This window comes from Desulfitobacterium nosdiversum (genome assembly GCF_049860565.1).
Taxonomy (GTDB): Bacteria; Bacillota; Desulfitobacteriia; order Desulfitobacteriales; family Desulfitobacteriaceae; genus Desulfitobacterium_A; species Desulfitobacterium_A nosdiversum.
On sequence record NZ_CP172056.1, the window covers coordinates 3,290,856 to 3,308,025 of the forward strand.

The following is a 17,170-nucleotide window of genomic DNA, read 5'->3' on the forward strand; positions in this document are numbered from 1 at the left end:
TTGTTTGAAGTATCTTATTTCCATGTGGGTAAATAGGCACCCTTGTAGGTCGTTTTAATGACATCTGCAACGGCTGGGGTCCGATAAGCCTTAACGATTTTTTTATATATTTCGTTATCCTTATCTACCGTTCTAGCAACAATGACATTGATATACGGATTATCGCTGCCGCTATTGACTGACTCAAGGAAAATAGCATCTGACTGCGGATTTAGATGGGCATCAATCGCATGCCCACCGTTAATAACCGCTGCCGCAACGTCAGGCAGTAAACCTGCTGTCTGAGCTGCTTCAACCTCATGAAACTTTAAATTGAGCTTGTTTTCAGTAATATCTTTAACTGTCGGCAAATAGCCTACTTCTGGCTTTATTTTGATCAAACCTGCTGATTCAAGTAATTTAAGTGCACGTCCACCGTTTGAGGGATCATTTGGGATAGCGATCTGATCTCCATTTTTCAATTCATTCACATTCTTTATCTTTTTAGAATAAAGACCAAGAGGAGCAATGATCGTTTCACCGATCGCGGTCAGCTGATAATTTTTGTCTTGTATGGCTTTTTTAAGAAAGGCGTAGTGCTGGAAAGCGTTTAAGTCAATTTCACCATCTTGCAAAGCTTGATTAGGCAGCGTATAGTCTGCAAATTTTACAAGCTCAATCTTAACTCCTTCTGCCGCAAGGCTCTGAATTACAGGATTCCAGGTTTCATTGTTTTCTCCAACTACCCCAATTTTAACTGTTTTGGTCGATGTAGATGAAGAATTTGCAGCCGTGCTCCCAGTTTTTGAACTAGAGCAGCCGACAATACTCGTAATACCAACTACCAAGGCCAAGGTTAATGCGACGAATTTTAGCTTTTTCATTTTTTGTCCCCCTTAATTTTAATGTGATGCTTTTTTTATAATATAATTTCCTAATCCCTGTATCAGATTTACAACGATTAGCAATATTATCACGGTCGCAAAAGTAACATCGACTTGATTGCGCTGATGACCATAACGGATAGCGAAGTCTCCTAAACCCCCGCCGCCAACCGCACCTGCCATTGCTGTCAAGCCAACTAAGCTCACGGAAGTTATGGTAACCGCTCTGACAATGCTAGGAATGCTTTCCTTTAGGTAAACGCGAAATATAATTTCAACAGGGTTGTTTCCCATGCTCTGCGCTGCTTCAATTAAACCTGAATCTAATTCAGCCAAGGCGCTCTCGACCTGTCGTGAAAAAAAGGGTACTGTTCCAAAAACCAAAGGAAGTATTGCTCCCTTTGTTCCGATCGCCGTTCCTACAACAAACCGGGTGACAGGGATCAAGGCAGCTAGCAAAATAACGAAGGGAATCGAACGAAACAAATTAATGATTTTGTCGAGTATATTGTAAATAACGGCATTTTCCAGAATTCCACCCTTTTTCGTGACAATCAGCGTAATTCCAAAAATCATACCGATACTAAAGGATATTGTTCCAGATACCCCCATCATAAACAGGGTTTGCTGAAAGGACTCAAATAGTTCTGGTACCTTATGTACTACATTGGGAAATAATTTACTGATAAATTCCATCGTTAATCACTTCCACCTCAACGTTTTTGTTCAGCAAATACTGGATTGCTGCTTTTATATCATCTTCTTTTCCGCTTACAAGCGCGACCAAGCCACCTAAAGGCGCTTCCTGAATAATTTCGATATTTCCAAAAATAATGTTGAGATCAATATTAAACTGCCTTGATATAAATGAAACTAAGGGTTCTGACGTGCTTTTTTCCAAGTATTTAAGCTTTATTATTTTTTCTCCGGGTTTTAATTTAACGATGACTGAGTTTGCCTTGATGAGGTCATAGATTTTAGAGAGTGTTGAAGTCGTATCAATAAATTCTTGTGTAACTGCTTCTTTAGGAGAGCTGAATACGCTAAACACATCGCCCTGTTCTATGACTGAACCCTTATCCATGACAGCAACACGGTTGCAAACTTCTTTTATCACAGACATTTCATGCGTAATAATGACAATAGTTAGACCCAGCTTTTCGTTCAGCTCTTTTAAGAGCTTTAGAATCGAAAGTGTGGTTTGTGGATCAAGTGCACTGGTTGCTTCGTCACAGAGCAACACCTTTGGTTCATTGGCTAAAGCTCTTGCTATAGCTACCCTCTGTTTTTGACCGCCGCTAAGCTGAGAAGGATAGGCGGTTTCTTTATCGGATAGATTAACCAACTTCAACAAAGACTTCACCTTATTTTGAATTTGTGTTTTGGTTAATCCCCTCCCTTTTAACGGATAAGCGACGTTTTGATACACTGTACGTGATTTCATTAAATTAAAATGTTGAAAAATCATCCCGATTTTCTTACGAACTGTTCGTAATTCTTTTTCAGAAAGTGTTGTAATCTCCATTCCATCAATCGTTACAGAACCCTCAGTTGGTCGCTCAAGTAAATTTATGCAACGTACAAGTGTTGACTTACCAGCACCGCTAAACCCAATTATTCCAAAAACTTCTCCTTTATTGATCTCAAGATTTACACCCTTTACTGCATGAATAACCGATTCTTCTGTTGTAAATGATTTTGAAATATTTTGAAGCCGTATCATATGTACCTCTTTTCACAGATCGAATATAAATTCATACTTTTTCGATATGTTTTATCGGATTTAACTTATGGTTATAATAGCATCGTAATTTCGTAGTGTCAATATTTGAGCAAACAAAAAAGTCCGCCTTCTTTTAAGAAAGGGGGACTTTTTAGATAAAAATTAACCAATTTTAAATTCGCTTAAAAGTTTTTGAATTTTCTCTGTGCACCGTTTGCCTTTGCAAGCACCTCCGCCTGCGCCTGTAACCTTTTGAACTTCTTTTACGGTTTGTGCTCCATTTTTTATCGCAGTTTTTATTGCAGCTCTTGTTATTCCTTTACAAATACAAACTTTTGTCAACTTATCAAGTACATCCGAATTTACGTTCTGTTCTATCCTATCCAATCTGCTAACCTTCACCTTTCATTGTTTAACATTCTTACGCAATTACGTCCGCTTTCTTTAGCAAAATATAATGCCTTATCCGCGAGTTCTATCCCTCGACTAACATCGCTTTCTCGTTTTACCTTTATCGTGCTTACGCCAATACTCACTGAAATATAGTTGTGAATTCTAGAAGATTCATGAGGTATTTTAAGTTCGTATATTTTACGTCGAAGTGATTCCGCGGCTTTTTTAATATTCTCCGCATCCATATCAAAAGCTAAGTAAATAAATTCTTCTCCACCCCACCGAGCTGCAAAATCCATAGTTTGACCTACTATCGATTTAAGTTGATCGGCGACAGCTTTTATAATTTTATCTCCTTCGTTATGACCGTAGGTATCATTAAACTGTTTAAAGTAATCAATATCTACCATCATAAAAGATAATATGGAACTCTCCGTAAAAATATTTTCAAATGCACTCTCAATATATTTTCTAAAACTTCTTCTGTTGGGTAAACCTGTCAGCTCATCAACAAGTGCTAATTTCTTTAGCTGAAGATTAGCCGCTGTAAGTTTATTATTGATAATGATATTTTGTTCAATTTCTTTCTTCAGGAGATTTTTTGACCCTTCTAATAAAGTTTTGCTTTTAAAATCATTATAAAAGTTTAAATATACAATTCTCGAAGCAAGCCAGGAGATAAGAATAAATACAACAAGGTTGATGTAATGCCCAATGAGGATATCCTGTGAATTCTGAAAAAATGGCAGTCCAATAATTAAAATCAAAACAGAAACAATATATGGAATGAGTATTTTTCGATTATCTAAAAGATATAGCACTGAACAAGTTATCATATTTATCATGAAAACCATCAATTGTCCATATAGTTTTTGATCCATCAAGGAAATGATACTGCCCCATGACATAAGAAATGTTATATATATTATTAGTCCTATCTCCAATTTCCTAAGTCTTCTAATGGATATATTTTTAAGATTCTTAAGCTTCCGAGTAGCCATTAAAAAGATAATATTGATAAAAATCATACCTAAATACATGATTAGATAGTTCTTATATTGAAATCGGTTATCTATTCTAGTAACTAAAGCGCTTAAATCAGTTACCGTAAGTATAAGCCCAAATCCAATCAATATGGTTGCAAGTATTCTCCCTCTGTGAATATTGTTTGAAAAAATGCTTCTTTCAAAATTATCCCGTTCGCTTAAGCTTTTGTACTTCAAAAAGCTATCTGTCTTCATAAAACTTCATTAATTCCTTTCGAAGAACAAGGGGCAAGGTCTCATTATCTTTGTTCTCTTTTAACCAGGAAATTCTGCGTTCATCTTGAAGATTTTCCATTACCTGATAGGCATTTCTCTGTAAAATTCCTTTTCCGCGCCAGCCTGCAGCGGTATTACGAAAACGTTCATTAAATCGGGGTTTTGTTAAGGTTAACATTTCCATTAAATCAACGCCTCGACAAATTCTCCCTGATTCTAAGCCATTTCTGTCTTGATAAACGCTCCTCTCGTCTGACTTCGCTTCTAACTCTTCCTCTTGCCTCAAATGCATTTGATTATGCGGGCAAGCTTCCTGACAGGAATCACAACCAAAAAGCCTATGACCTATACTTTTCCCTTGCTTCTCTGTCAAACTCTCTTTACTTTGCGTAAGGTAAGACAAACACTGGTCTGCAGCAAAAGGTTTTTCACCTAAAAGCTGGGCCGGACAAGCCTGTATACACTTCTGACACGTACCGCATCGATTTACAAGAGGCTTGTCCGTTGGAAGTTCTTGATCAAAAAGTATTAGGGCAAGGGCGGCGAAAGAGCCTACCCCGGGAATGATAAGCTGTTGATTTCGTCCTGCCCATCCTAAACCGGAGCGAATTGCAAAGCCGCGTTCATTTAACGAACCCGTATCCACTTGAAAGCGGGGCGGCTCGGAAGACCATCCTCCTTTGACTATCTTTTGAGCAAGCTCTTCCATTCGCGACTGCACTACACGGTGGTAATCCTCCCCTACTGCGGAGCGCGCAATAACTCCTTCTCCCTTTTTAGGCTTAGAGGTCAAAGGTAATGAATAAGCCAAAACCCCTACCGTTTGGCACTGTTGCCAGACAGCCTTAGGATTCGTACGAAGGGCAATGCTGGTTTCCACAAAAGGAGTGGAGTAACCCGCTCCTTCACATTTCTCTAAATAATCAGCTAAATCCGTAAGTGACCTGGCTTCCGTAAATCTGATTTTTACGAAACCTAAGCTTTCAGCATATTCACGGATCTTTGTTTTCCATGAAAGTTGTTCCTGTAATTCTATGACCTTTTTCCTTCTTCCATGAGAAATATTACTTTGTCGCCCGGAAATAGGCATAGGTCATCGGTTCAACTTCATTTAGAAGTTCTGCATGAACTACCTCACCGAGAAACAAGGTATGTGTCCCCGCCGCATCAAGCTGCCCAACAACCTTTGCTTCAAGCGTCGAATTAACGTCATCCAGAAGCAAAACTCCAGTCTGCCCGCGATGTGTATAGACCCCTTCAAATTTGTTTACTTCACGACCCGAACGATAGCCAAATTTTCGAGCAAACTCATGACCGAGTTGGTCAAGAATTGAAACACCAAAATGACCGCTTTGAGAAATCAGTTCATGCGTATAGTTTCTCTTATTAATGCCAATAGCAATTTGAGCTGGATCCGAGGTAATTTGAAAACAGGTGTTTGCACACTGTCCATTATCTTTCCCATTAAATTGAGCCGTAATAACATAAAGTCCATAGGAAATTCGATAAAGAGCTTGTTTGATTTGTTCTTCAGGGGACAAGTCGTTTAAGTTAGAAATATTCAAACCCATGATTTGGGGTTTTTCTGCTGTTTTTACTCCTCTATGCGGCTGATTTTGAGTTTGTGCGCTTGAATTAATAACCTGCTCAAATAAAGCTGCGTCAACACCGCATACGGGACATACCTCCGGGGGATTTTCTCCTGTGTGTATGTAGCCGCAAACCGTGCAGCGCCATTGTTTCTCCATAATTTACACCTCCATCTCTTGAAACAATTATCCATTTAATATCACTTTAAGTCAATCTTGAAATATGAGGTTTTTAAAGACATTTAAATTAAATATGATTTATTGTTTTGAAATGATGTATTTTATATAATTTCTATATCCGGTTTCAAAAAACGGAAAGGGGAAATAAAATGGAAATTAAAAGTTTCAGCCAACTCATTACACAAATACAAAACGGCACCCCCCTGACAGCTGCTATAGTATCTGCTGCGGATCCCCATACGATCGAGGCTGCTTTACAGGCTTATAAGGAAAAAATCGCAATTCCCATTTTTATCGGTGAGGGTAAAAAGATAGAGCAAATTTTAAACTCTCTTGGTGAAAATCCGAATTCTTTTGAAATTATCAATGAATGCAATATTCTTCGCACGCCTTATATTGCCAATTCACTCGTTAACAATGGTCGTGCATCTTTGATTGTTAAAGGGTTCATAGATACTTCAGAGTTGCTTCACGGAATTTTAGACAAAGAAACAGGACTGCGTACGGGAAGATCAATGAGTCATGTTGCCTTTTTAGAAGTTCCAGGGTATCACAAACTTATAGGAATTACTGATGGAGGAATCGTTGTTGCGCCTGACTTTAAGGCCAAGAAACAAATTCTTCTTAATGCTGTCGACCTTTTCAAGAGGCTTGGTTATGAATCTCCTAAGGTAGCAGCAGTCACAGCTGCAGATAAAGCCAATAAATCAATGCCTGACACTATTGATGCCTTTGAGCTTCAAGAACTGAATAGAAAAGGAGAAATATCCGACTGCTCCGTCGAAGGTCCTGTCTCATACGACATCGTTGTTTCGCCTGAATCGGCAAAACTAAAGGGATTCCCCGGAAAACACAGTGGTGATTATGATGTTCTGCTTCTTCCTAATATCGCTGCCGGCAACATTCTTTCGAAAAGTCTCATTTATAATGCCGGTGCTAAAATGGGTGGAATTGTAACCGGAGCAAAAGTTCCTTTAGTCCTTAATTCAAGAAGCTCCTCCCCCGAAGAGAAATTTTATGCAACCGTTTTAGCAGCCGCATGTTCTAAGTTATCATCTACGTCTAAACTTTTGATACTCTTTTTCGAGCAAGGCTAAATTTTCGGGTTGATTCTTTTCATTGAGCATCACTGTTTCAAGAATAATTTCTTTGAATTCACCAATGTCTTTCCCTTTTACGTTCTTCTCCCGAAGAAAATTTTCAAAAACTTCCCAGTTTAATTCCTGCTTCCGCTTTTCTAAGAATTGTGCCGCAGTTATAATATCTTTTTGAAGTTTTTCAAAGATAAGTTCATCCTGAAGCGTACGCTGTTTTCCCCCGAAAAAGTCGGCGCGCCATAATTCTAATAAATTAAGGAGTCTTTCTTTCTGATATTCTCGACCGTCCCACCCTTTTTCCCAAGCGAAACGCCGAATTTTATGGTGAAGCTGGTTTACATTGCTTTCACCTCTTAGCTCGGACATGAAGGCAAGTGTAACACTCATATGATTTTCGATTAACCATAGCAGTTCCTTCTCTCCCGAAGGACCCGCTCCAAGAATCATTGGGAAACGAAAACGCGGCAGGATTCGTTGTACTAGTCTGGCGCTCTCTTTTTCATGTCCGAGAAAGTGCCGTTTTCCGTCAACTACCCACTCAAAGCTATTTTTCCTCATGCTCGATTGGCGAATATGTTTGACTTGAATTTTTTCCGGATAATGATCGAGGCGAGCACCATGAACCTCTACATATTGTCCTCGCCACCGCTGAAGGTTTTTACCCAGAATTTCAAATTTCTCAAGATGATAATCACGACCAGATCCTTCTAACTTTCCCCAAACATAACACTCTCTGCTTGCTGTTTCCCATTTTCCCAAATCATGAAAAAGTCCCGCAAAGCGCAATAAAATTTTGGGCGGAGTATTTCGGACGACATGTAAAGTGTGCTCCCAGGCATCTTTAGAATGATATTGATTTTGAACTAATCCTTTTAGACGTGCGAATTCAGGTAAGTAAGCTTGCCAATAACCGATATCATCTAAGAGTCGAACAGCCTCCTCAACATCCTCAAGGACCATGATCCGTCCTAATTCTTCAGTAATTCTTTCGCTCGCGACATCATCAAGTAATCCTATTGAAGTGCGCGCAGCTTGCAGTAACTCTTCATCAATATCGAATTGGTACTTTACCTTAAAACGAACCATGCGGATAATGCGCAGTGGATCCTCTTTTATCCGATCAACCGGACTTCCACACGCACGAAGGCATTTTTCCCGCAAGTCTTTTATTCCCCCTAAAGGATCTACCCATTCCTTGCTCTGAATATCGAAATAAATGGCATTAATCGTAAAATCTCTGCGCAAAGCATCCGTTTCCAAGTCATGGATCAGTTCAGCAAAGTCGATTCGTTCCCCTTCGTGAAATACACTTACAGTTTGAAATTTAGCACCAATTCGAAAGGGCCTATAACCCCATTGTTCTAACAATTGTTCCAGTTCATCTAAGCCAAGCTCGGTTACAACATCAACATCTTTTGCTTTTAAATTAAGAATTTGATCACGGACAGCTCCACCAATAAGGAAGGCTCGTGTTATTTCACTCAAACGAGAAAAAAGTTCTTTTTGAAAAGGAGTCATCCAGCTTAAGCCTCCATTCCTCTAGTACATTCTTCAATCTATTTTTCTCCTGCTTTCTTTTTTCTACTCAAAAATCTAAAAACCTTCAGAACTTCCCTATTATATTGTGCTACAGCCGCCACAGCTAAAAACACTTTTGTCATTTTAATTATTACGATTCTCTTAGGTTTTAGGGTTTTAGAGCTGAGGATTTTAATTCCATAAGATTATTTCTCATTCGCTGCAAATACTGACGAACTTGAGCTTTCTCTTCTTCTGTAAAATCTTGCAGCAGCATCTCCTCTTCTTCAGCAATAATTTTCCTTCCTAAATTCATCACTTGGGTTCCTGCATCCGTAATATAGATCCGGGATATTCTCTGGTTGTTCTGATCTTGTTTTCTTTCGACTAAACCGGCTTTTTCCATTCGTTTGATACTTACGGCAACCGTCGGCGGTTTAATATTCAGCTTTTCAGCAATTTCTCTTTGATTCAGTCCAGGATACTCAAATAATATCCTTAACATAGGAAACTGTCGGGGGTGCATATCAATGTGCTCAAGCTTTGCAAAATTATAATGAATGTGATAGCGAAAGATTTGCATTAACAACAACACAATCGAAGAATCTGCTTTCATGATCTCTGAACCTCCTTTAGACTCATGATGCTTTTTCAAATTGGCTATTGTAAAGGTTAGCGTAGAAGCCGCCTTTTGCCATCAATTCATCATGCGTTCCCTGCTCAATAATATCGCCATCTTTAAGGCAGAGAATCAAATCTGCATTTTTAATCGTCGAAAGACGGTGGGCAATGACAAAACTGGTTCTCCCCTGCATAAGATTATCCATCGCTTTTTGGATCAGGACTTCCGTTCGTGTATCAACTGAACTCGTAGCCTCATCCAGAATCAAAATCTTATTATCGGCAAGAATAGCCCGAGCAATCGTGAGCAACTGTTTCTGCCCTTGGGAAATGTTACTGCTTTCTTCATCAAGAACCATGTTATATCCATCAGGCAGGGTCATAATAAAATGATGAGCATGAGCCGCTTTGGCAGCAGCTATAACTTCTTCATCTGTAGCATCCAAGCGTCCATATCGGATATTTTCCATGATCGTCCCATTAAAAAGCCAGGTATCCTGCAAAACCATACCGAACATATCTCTAAGTTCATTACGATTAAACTCACGCAGGTCGTGATTATCCAAACGAATGGAACCTTTATTCACATCATAAAAACGCATGAGCAGCTTAACTAATGTAGTTTTACCTGCCCCAGTCGGACCGACAATGGCAACTTTTTGTCCGCTTTGAACATTTGTGGAGAAATCATGGATAATCAGTTGTTCAGGATTATAGCCGAAAGCTACATGGTCGAAGGTCACGTTTCCCTCCAGCCCATCTAACACAGCAGGGTTCTCCACAAGCTGCTGCTCCTCAGCTTCCTCTAAAAACTCAAAAACACGTTCGGAAGCGGCAGCCGTAGATTGAAGCATGTTCGTAACCTGGGCAACCTGCATTATCGGTTGGGTGAAACTCCTGACATATTGAATAAACGCTTGGATATCCCCGACTTGAATCGCATTTTTAATGGCCAGGTAACCCCCAAGAATCGCAACCACAACATAACCTAAATTCCCAATAAACTGCATGATCGGCATCATCATGCCTGAAATGACTTGGGCCTTCCATCCAGAGTTGTAAAGCTGATCATTCGTTTGTTCAAACTCTTGGACGAAGACATCTTCTCGGTTAAAAGCCTTGACAATATTCAGACCTGAAAAAACCTCTTCCACTTGGCCATTAATTTGCCCTAAGAATTTTTGTTGAGAACGAAAATACTTTTGAGAATTCTTCATAACCAGGCCAATCAAAACCGCGGATAGGGGAAGAATAAGCACCGTGACCAGCGTCATCGAAACACTAATGCTTAACATCATGATAATGACGCCGATTATGGTGATAACTGAAGTGATTAACTGAGTTAAACTTTGATTTAAGCTTTGACCCAGGGTATCAATATCGTTGGTAACACGGGATAACACCTCACCATACGTACGGCTTTCAAAATATTTTAAAGGCATATGATTAATCTTTTGGGATATTTGATTCCGCAAACGATAGGTGACATCATTCGCAATACCCGTCATAATCCAACCTTGAATGAGGGAAAATACGGCGCTGATAATATAGAGACAGAACAAAAACAGCAAAAGGCGCGTTATGCTTGTAAAGTCAATTCCCCCAGTCCTGCTGACTTTAGCGATTAGCCCCTTAAATATTTCACTGGTTGCATTTCCTAAAATTTTAGGACCGACGATATTAAAAACCGTACTGGCAATAGCACAAAGAAGGACTGCAAGCAGACGAACCTTATAGGTACTTAAATATTTTACAAGTTTCAGCAGGGTTCCTTTAAAATCTTTAGCCTTTTCAAAATTCATACCCTGATGGCCTGGACCGCCAAAGGGGCTGCGTCTCGGTTGACCTTCCTTAGGCATTGGCTGCACCCTCCTCTCCCGAATTGATTTTGATATTGAGTTCCTCCATGGATAGCTGTGACATTGCGATCTGCCGATAAACTTCACAAGATTGAAGGAGCTCCTCATGTCTTCCTCTGCCGACAATGCGGCCTTCATCGAGAACGATTATCTGCTCTGCATGTAAAATCGTATTCACACGCTGAGCGACGATGAGAATCGTACTGCTTTCAATTTCCTGTTTCAAGGCTCGGCGCAGTGCGACATCGGTTTCATAGTCAAGTGCAGAGAAACTATCATCAAAGACATAAATCTCCGGTTTTTTGGCAATCGCACGAGCAATAGACAAGCGTTGCTTCTGACCGCCGGAAACGTTTGAACCGCCTTGAGCAATAGGAGCATCATATTTTTGTTCCTTTTCCTCAATAAACTCAGAGGCTTGGGCAATACTTGCTGCCTTTTTGATTTCTTCCTCATTCGCATTTTGTTTCCCAAAACGCAAGTTTGAGTCAATAGTTCCTGAAAATAAAACGCCTTTCTGAGGGACATAACCGATCTTATTCCGCAGTTCTTTTTGCGGCATTTGGCGTATATCCACCCCATCCACACGGATCTCTCCCTCGCTGACATCAAAGAAACGGGGAATAAGATTAACGAGACTGGATTTGCCGCTACCCGTCGAGCCAATAAATGCGGTCGTTTCACCCCGCTTAGCGGCAAAGCTGATATTTGTCAATACGTTTTCATCAGCGCCCGGATAGCGGAAAGAAACATTGCGAAACTCCACTGTTCCCTCGTTAGCAGCAGTGGAAATTGGATGAACTGGATCTTTTATGGAGGATTCCGTCTCAAGAACTTCGTTAATCCGATTCGCCGAAACACTTGCCCGTGGCAGCATAATAGAAAACATGGAAATCATCAGGAAGGACATAATGATCTGCATCGTATACTGCATAAATGCCATCATATTTCCAACCTGCATCGCTCCGCTGTCGATAGCATACGCACCTTTATAAATAATGAGAACGGTAAGGGCATTCATCAGGAGCATCATGGCCGGCATCATAAATGTCATCATGCGGTTGACAAACAGATTTACTTTCGTTAAATCTTTATTGGCTTCATCAAAGCGTTTTTCTTCATGCTTCTGCGTACTGAAAGCACGGATAACCGTAATACCTGTTAAAATTTCTCGGGTAACCAAATTTAGTTTATCAACAAGGGTTTGAAGCTTTTTAAAGCGAGGCATCGCAGTTGTCATTAGTCCTAAAATAAGAACAAGAATCGCTCCGACCCCCACTACTATGATCCAACCCATCGAAAAATCCGTTTGCAACGCCTTAATTACCCCGCCAATCGCAAGAATCGGGGCATAGAATACAAAACGAAACATCATCGTCATCATCAATTGAATCTGTTGAATATCATTCGTACTGCGGGTAATTAAGGAGGCTGTTGAAAATCGGTTTAATTCTGTATTCGAAAAAGTAATCACTTTTTTAAAAATCTTGTCCCGCAAAATCCGCGAAAGGGAAGCTGCAAGACGGCCTGACAGAATAACTACCGTGATCGAGAACAGCATCGCAAGCAGTGCAAGGGCAACCATTTTAGCTCCCGCAATTAAAATATAATGGCTTTGCACTTGATTGAGATCCTTGCCTAACGCCTGATATTCGCTTTTAACATAGGATACTGCAATTTGGGTAACCATTGTATCCGGCAATTGCTCTAGAGAATTGGCATTAGGCATGATGTTGCTGCCTGAAGGATCCTGGCCGGATAGTCCATTGCCTGAGCTTGTCATACCTTTGGCTTGAGCGGTTCGCATTAACATAGCCTTGCCCAGGATTCGGTTGAGGCTGCTCCGTTCGTCCTTACTGATCTTTTTCAGCTGCATAACGGATTCGCCCTTGATTGTTTCACTGGGCTCATAATCATTTCGCACAAGGGCCGCATCTTCCTGAGACATGAACAGGGTTAACTTCGCTAATTCGCTTTGCCGTATGTCCGCAGGAACGGCATCAGGTATCCCGCCTTGCTGAATACCTACGTTTACAATATCCGAAGTGTAGGCTGGCAGTGACAAATCACAAAACGCCTGCAAAAATAACAGTGCAATAATGGTTAAAATCACGAGTGCCGAACCTTTCAGATGTTTAAAAATCTTTAACATCTCTTCTAGCTCCTTTTTATGTTAGTCGGCTAATATTAGATAACTATGATATAATAAACCCTAAGCTTTTTTTAATCAAGCGGATATAAATTCCATTTGTTAAACAAAAAACACAGGGTTACCCAATAATTGGGTTTATCCTGTGTTCCAAAACTCAAATGTTTGAGTTTAATTTTTAGGTTTTAACAAAGTACGGTTATCTTAGGCCCAATCTGGATTTCCCAGGGACTGTTGGGTCCCCATTCTCCATCGAGATCTGAACTTACCGGACGTTCACAGCTGATACTTACATGTTTAGTCTGAAACTGAACCATATTGTTGCTTCCAACTTTTCCGCCGCCTAGGACTTTTAGAAGCAAGCGCATTGTTTCGGGCCAGTCGCTTTGCTTAATTAGTAAAAAGTCAAGTTTGCCATCTGAAAGCGATGCCTTCGGCACTAGCTGTCTAAGACCTCCGACTGAAAGCCCGTTAACTGCGAGCAATAAAATAGCATCCTCAGAATATTTTCGATCATTTTGCTCAAATTGAACATGAAATGGCCGAAAGCTCGGTAAGGTTTCAATCCCTTTAAGATAATAGGCAAGCTGGCCAAGTCTATTCTTTACCCGGACATCGACCTTGGGCGAAATATCCGTGAGTAATCCTGCACTAGCCACATTGACAAAATACCGGTTATTGACCTTGCCTAAATCCATATCAAAGGTTGCACCATTTGCAATCACTTCGCATGCGGCTGCAATCGATTTCGGAAGTTTTAAAGCAAAAGCCAAATCATTTGCTGTTCCTACGGGAAGAATCCCTAGGATTGGCCGCTCTTCCATAGGGATTTTCATCAAACCGTTCACCGCCTGATGAATGCTTCCATCCCCACCCGCAACAACAACAGTATCCATGTCTGCACAATGTGCGGCTGTATTTTCAATATCCTCCGGAGACTGTGTCCGATGAACATTAACCTCGTATCCGCCCTCCTGAAATATTCGAATAACTGTATCGAGTTCATTGACAAGCTTTCGGCGTCCAGCATGAGGATTGTATATTAATCGTAACTTTTTATGAGTCATTTCGCTCGACTCCCAACTTCAAATACTTCATCTTTTCAATGAGTCTTACTATTATTACTTGGTATTATTTACTTCAAGTTTTCCGGGTTCAGGCCTTCAAGCTCGGAAACCGCAAACCGTCCATCTTTCCGAATAAGCACATCATCAAAATATATTTCCCCGCCGCCATATTCCGGCCGTTGAATACTTACTAAGTCCCAATGAATTGCCGATTTATTTCCATTATAGCAATCATCGTAACAAGACCCTGGGGTAAAGTGAAAACTGCCATCGATTTTTTCATCAAATAAGGTATCCTTCATTGGGGTTAGAATATAAGGATTAACTCCAATTGCAAACTCGCCGACATAACGCGCTCCTTCATCCGTATTGAAAACTCCCTCAATGCGCTCAGTGTCATTAGCCGTAGCTTTGACAATTTTCCCATCCTTGAATTCCAGAACAATTGAATCATAAGTAAAGCCTTGATAAACAGCTTGGGTATTGTAGGCGATTCGCCCAGTGACCGAATCCTTAACAGGTGCCGTATATACTTCACCATCAGGAATGTTCAAATGGCCATCACATTTAATGGCCTTCATGCCCTTAATCGAGAAACTAAGATCTGTTCCCGGTCCTACAATTCGAACCTTATCTGTACGATCCATCAATTTCTTCAGAGGGTCCATGGCTATAGACATTTTTTCATAATCTAGATTACAGACATTAAAATAGAAATCCTCAAACGCTTCAATACTCATATTTGCTGACTGAGCCATGGACGCATTGGGATAACGCATCACAACCCAACGCGTATGCGGTACTCTTTGCTCAGAATGAACAGGTTTTAAATAATAAGATTGATAAATTCTCATCTTATCTGCAGGGACATCCGCAAACTCACTTGCATTTTCCCCTGCGCGGATGCCTACATACGCTTGCATTTCTTTCATCCGAGCGAGGTCCCAATCAGCCATCGCCTGAGCTTGCTCATGAGAAATTCCTTTGAGAATTTCCCGTTGTAAGGTATGATTATTTATGGTCAAAAAAGGTACTCCGCCTGCTTGGTAAGCATAGCGCACCAAGGCCTGTGCAAGAGGAATCTGAAGTCCGTTCACTTCGATCAAAATCTTATCCCCCGGTTTTAAAGCAACAGCATAGTTGATGATATTATCCGCTAATTTTTCGACACGTGAATCTTTCAAGGAAATTCCTTCTTTCATTTAAACTGTTAATTTTAATCATTTTATCTTCTGTAAAATTATCCTTATCATTTGCCAAATATGCCAAATAGTTTAATTCTATTCGGATTACACATTTTCCTTCTTACAAAAAGGAGTTCATATGCAGAAAGAAGAGCTTTGGGAATATACACTCCAGCCCCAAGACAACGGCAAAAAGTATCAGGATATCCTCGCCCATAAATTTCATTTTTCACGTAAACTTCTTCAGTCCCTGAAACAAGGAGAACACGCCTGGATTAATGGAAAATTCACCTATTTAACTGCGCGGGGCCAGGCAGGTGACCTCTTATCCGTTCAGCTTCTGGGGGAAGAACCGGCGAATATCCCTGGCGAACAGCTCCCGCTGGATATTCTTTTTGAAGATGATTATTTGCTGATTGTCAATAAACCCCCTGGGCAAGTCGTACATCCTAACCACCGTTATCCAACTGGAACATTAGGCAACGCTGTCGTAGGGTATTGGCAGGCAAAAGAAACACCTCATCGCTTTCGCCCTATTCATCGTATTGACCGCAATACTTCAGGGATCGTAGTCATTGCCAAAAGCCGCTTTGCTCATCAACAATTAGCTTATCAACTTGAGCACAATCTCATTCATAAACATTACTTAGGATTTGTTCAAGGATGCGTTCTTGAAGGCCAAGGCAAGATGGATCAAACTATTGCTCTGACTCCAGGAAGTTTCATTCAGCGTACTGTCTCTCCAGACGGTTTACCTGCTCTGACCTATTATCAGGTACTTTACCGTTATCCAGAAGCCACCTTAATGAGGTTTATGCTCTCAACCGGTCGAACCCATCAAATCCGAGTTCATTGTCAAGCCTTAGGCCACCCGCTTTTAGGTGATGACCTATACGGGGGCCAACTCGAACTTATTCAAAGGCAAGCCTTGCATTCTTACCATTACGCGTTTCAACATCCGGCAACAGGTGAAAACATCTCCATCTATGCACCTTGGCCTAAGGATTTAATTGAACTCGTTTCTAAGTTGAAAACGCTAAAAGCTACATCCAACTCTTAAGATACATTCTATTTATAGTTTAAATAAAAGACGTGTTTCGAAGGGGCATCCCCTTGAAACACGTCTTCTTTATCTGTTCTCATTTATTATCAATCCTCAGTCAGTCAATCAGCTCTTTTATTAGCTGCCAATTTCACTTCTGAGGGGCTCGATGTTTACAATCATGGCAATAGCCGTAAATTTCAAGATTATGCCCCGTTACATCAAAATCCATTTTGGTCTTCAGCTTTTTCTCAAACTCTTCAAGCGGACAATCCAAGAGCGGAATCATTTTATGGCATTCCACACAGACAAAACGATGCTTGTGCTCATCATGCTTGATTTCATATCGCGCTTTATCCTCACCCATAAGCGTTGATTTAATAACAACTTCTTTTTCCGTTAACATTTCAAGTGTTCGATAAACGGTAGAAAGCCAAATTGAAGTGTTATTTTCTTTTAAAGCTAAGAAAATCTCATCAGCTGTTAATGGAATATCTGAATTTTCAAGAAGCTCTAATATTGCTTTGCGATGTTTCGTGCTTTTTACGCCTTCTTTCGCTAGAAGCGCGTTTATATCACTCTCACTACTCTTATTTTCCTGCAACGAGACCATCCCTTACTAT

At 40.4% G+C, this 17,170-nt stretch carries 16 protein-coding genes; 2 read left to right on the forward strand and 14 right to left on the reverse strand.

The genetic code is table 11. The annotated features are described in order from the left end of the window. Window positions 1-14: 14 nt before the first annotated feature. From ACHOLT_RS16030 to ACHOLT_RS16060, 7 genes are all read right to left on the reverse strand, one after another. Window positions 15-863: a MetQ/NlpA family ABC transporter substrate-binding protein gene (locus tag ACHOLT_RS16030; RefSeq protein ID WP_425802594.1), complete on the reverse strand. Its 849-nt coding sequence runs from the start codon at window positions 861-863 to the stop codon at window positions 15-17. A gap of 18 nt (window positions 864-881) precedes the next feature. Continuing rightward, complete coding sequence (locus ACHOLT_RS16035; protein WP_425802597.1) at window positions 882-1,559, reverse strand: methionine ABC transporter permease; 678 nt, start codon at window positions 1,557-1,559, stop codon at window positions 882-884. Beyond that, window positions 1,543-2,586 carry a methionine ABC transporter ATP-binding protein gene (locus ACHOLT_RS16040; RefSeq protein ID WP_425802600.1) on the reverse strand — a complete coding sequence of 348 codons (1,044 nt, stop codon included), beginning with the start codon at window positions 2,584-2,586 and terminating at the stop codon, window positions 1,543-1,545. Before ACHOLT_RS16040 ends, ACHOLT_RS16035 begins: the two co-directional genes overlap by 17 nt. A gap of 162 nt (window positions 2,587-2,748) precedes the next feature. Next, window positions 2,749-2,964 (reverse strand): (2Fe-2S)-binding protein, encoded by a 216-nt coding sequence (locus tag ACHOLT_RS16045; protein ID WP_425808111.1) that lies wholly within the window; start codon window positions 2,962-2,964, stop codon window positions 2,749-2,751. A 20-nt stretch (window positions 2,965-2,984) separates the two neighbouring features. After that, window positions 2,985-4,220 carry a GGDEF domain-containing protein gene (locus tag ACHOLT_RS16050; protein WP_425802603.1) on the reverse strand — a complete coding sequence of 412 codons (1,236 nt, stop codon included), beginning with the start codon at window positions 4,218-4,220 and terminating at the stop codon, window positions 2,985-2,987. Next, window positions 4,207-5,331, reverse strand: coding sequence for a tRNA epoxyqueuosine(34) reductase QueG (gene queG, locus ACHOLT_RS16055; RefSeq protein ID WP_425802606.1), 1,125 nt, complete (start codon window positions 5,329-5,331; stop codon window positions 4,207-4,209). Before queG ends, ACHOLT_RS16050 begins: the two co-directional genes overlap by 14 nt. Beyond that, complete coding sequence (locus ACHOLT_RS16060) at window positions 5,306-5,989, reverse strand: flavin reductase (protein WP_425802609.1); 684 nt, start codon at window positions 5,987-5,989, stop codon at window positions 5,306-5,308. The genes queG and ACHOLT_RS16060 overlap by 26 nt, the downstream gene beginning before the upstream one ends. Before the next feature lie 170 nt (window positions 5,990-6,159). Here ACHOLT_RS16060 and ACHOLT_RS16065 point away from each other — a divergent pair, with 170 nt between their 5' ends. Then, window positions 6,160-7,107 (forward strand): phosphate acyltransferase, encoded by a 948-nt coding sequence (locus tag ACHOLT_RS16065; protein WP_425802612.1) that lies wholly within the window; start codon window positions 6,160-6,162, stop codon window positions 7,105-7,107. On the opposite strand, the gene ACHOLT_RS16070 is transcribed toward ACHOLT_RS16065, so the two are convergent. From ACHOLT_RS16070 to ACHOLT_RS16095, 6 genes are all read right to left on the reverse strand, one after another. After that, the gene (locus ACHOLT_RS16070) at window positions 7,063-8,625 is read right to left on the reverse strand and encodes a CCA tRNA nucleotidyltransferase (RefSeq protein ID WP_425802614.1); all 1,563 of its coding nucleotides are present in this window, start codon (window positions 8,623-8,625) and stop codon (window positions 7,063-7,065) included. The two genes, ACHOLT_RS16065 and ACHOLT_RS16070, sit on opposite strands and share 45 nt — an antisense overlap. Window positions 8,626-8,794: 169 nt before the next feature. Further along, window positions 8,795-9,241: a MarR family winged helix-turn-helix transcriptional regulator gene (locus ACHOLT_RS16075; RefSeq protein ID WP_425802617.1), complete on the reverse strand. Its 447-nt coding sequence runs from the start codon at window positions 9,239-9,241 to the stop codon at window positions 8,795-8,797. 22 nt (window positions 9,242-9,263) lie between these two features. Continuing rightward, a complete protein-coding gene (locus ACHOLT_RS16080) occupies window positions 9,264-11,105 on the reverse strand; it encodes an ABC transporter ATP-binding protein (RefSeq protein ID WP_425802619.1) in 1,842 nt (613 codons plus the stop codon). Further along, the gene (locus ACHOLT_RS16085) at window positions 11,098-13,257 is read right to left on the reverse strand and encodes an ABC transporter ATP-binding protein (RefSeq protein WP_425802621.1); all 2,160 of its coding nucleotides are present in this window, start codon (window positions 13,255-13,257) and stop codon (window positions 11,098-11,100) included. The genes ACHOLT_RS16080 and ACHOLT_RS16085 overlap by 8 nt, the downstream gene beginning before the upstream one ends. Before the next feature lie 182 nt (window positions 13,258-13,439). Continuing rightward, entirely contained in the window at window positions 13,440-14,321 is an 882-nt protein-coding gene (locus tag ACHOLT_RS16090; protein WP_425802623.1) for a diacylglycerol/lipid kinase family protein, read from the reverse strand. 68 nt (window positions 14,322-14,389) lie between these two features. Next, window positions 14,390-15,505 (reverse strand): aminopeptidase, encoded by a 1,116-nt coding sequence (locus ACHOLT_RS16095; RefSeq protein ID WP_425802625.1) that lies wholly within the window; start codon window positions 15,503-15,505, stop codon window positions 14,390-14,392. 139 nt (window positions 15,506-15,644) lie between these two features. Between ACHOLT_RS16095 and ACHOLT_RS16100 the strand changes: the two genes are divergently transcribed. Continuing rightward, on the forward strand, window positions 15,645-16,565 hold the full coding sequence (locus tag ACHOLT_RS16100; RefSeq protein WP_425802627.1) for an RluA family pseudouridine synthase: 921 nt from the start codon (window positions 15,645-15,647) through the stop codon (window positions 16,563-16,565). Window positions 16,566-16,698: 133 nt separating this feature from the next. On the opposite strand, the gene ACHOLT_RS16105 is transcribed toward ACHOLT_RS16100, so the two are convergent. Continuing rightward, window positions 16,699-17,160, reverse strand: coding sequence for a Fur family transcriptional regulator (locus ACHOLT_RS16105; protein ID WP_425802629.1), 462 nt, complete (start codon window positions 17,158-17,160; stop codon window positions 16,699-16,701). Window positions 17,161-17,170: the final 10 nt, after the last annotated feature.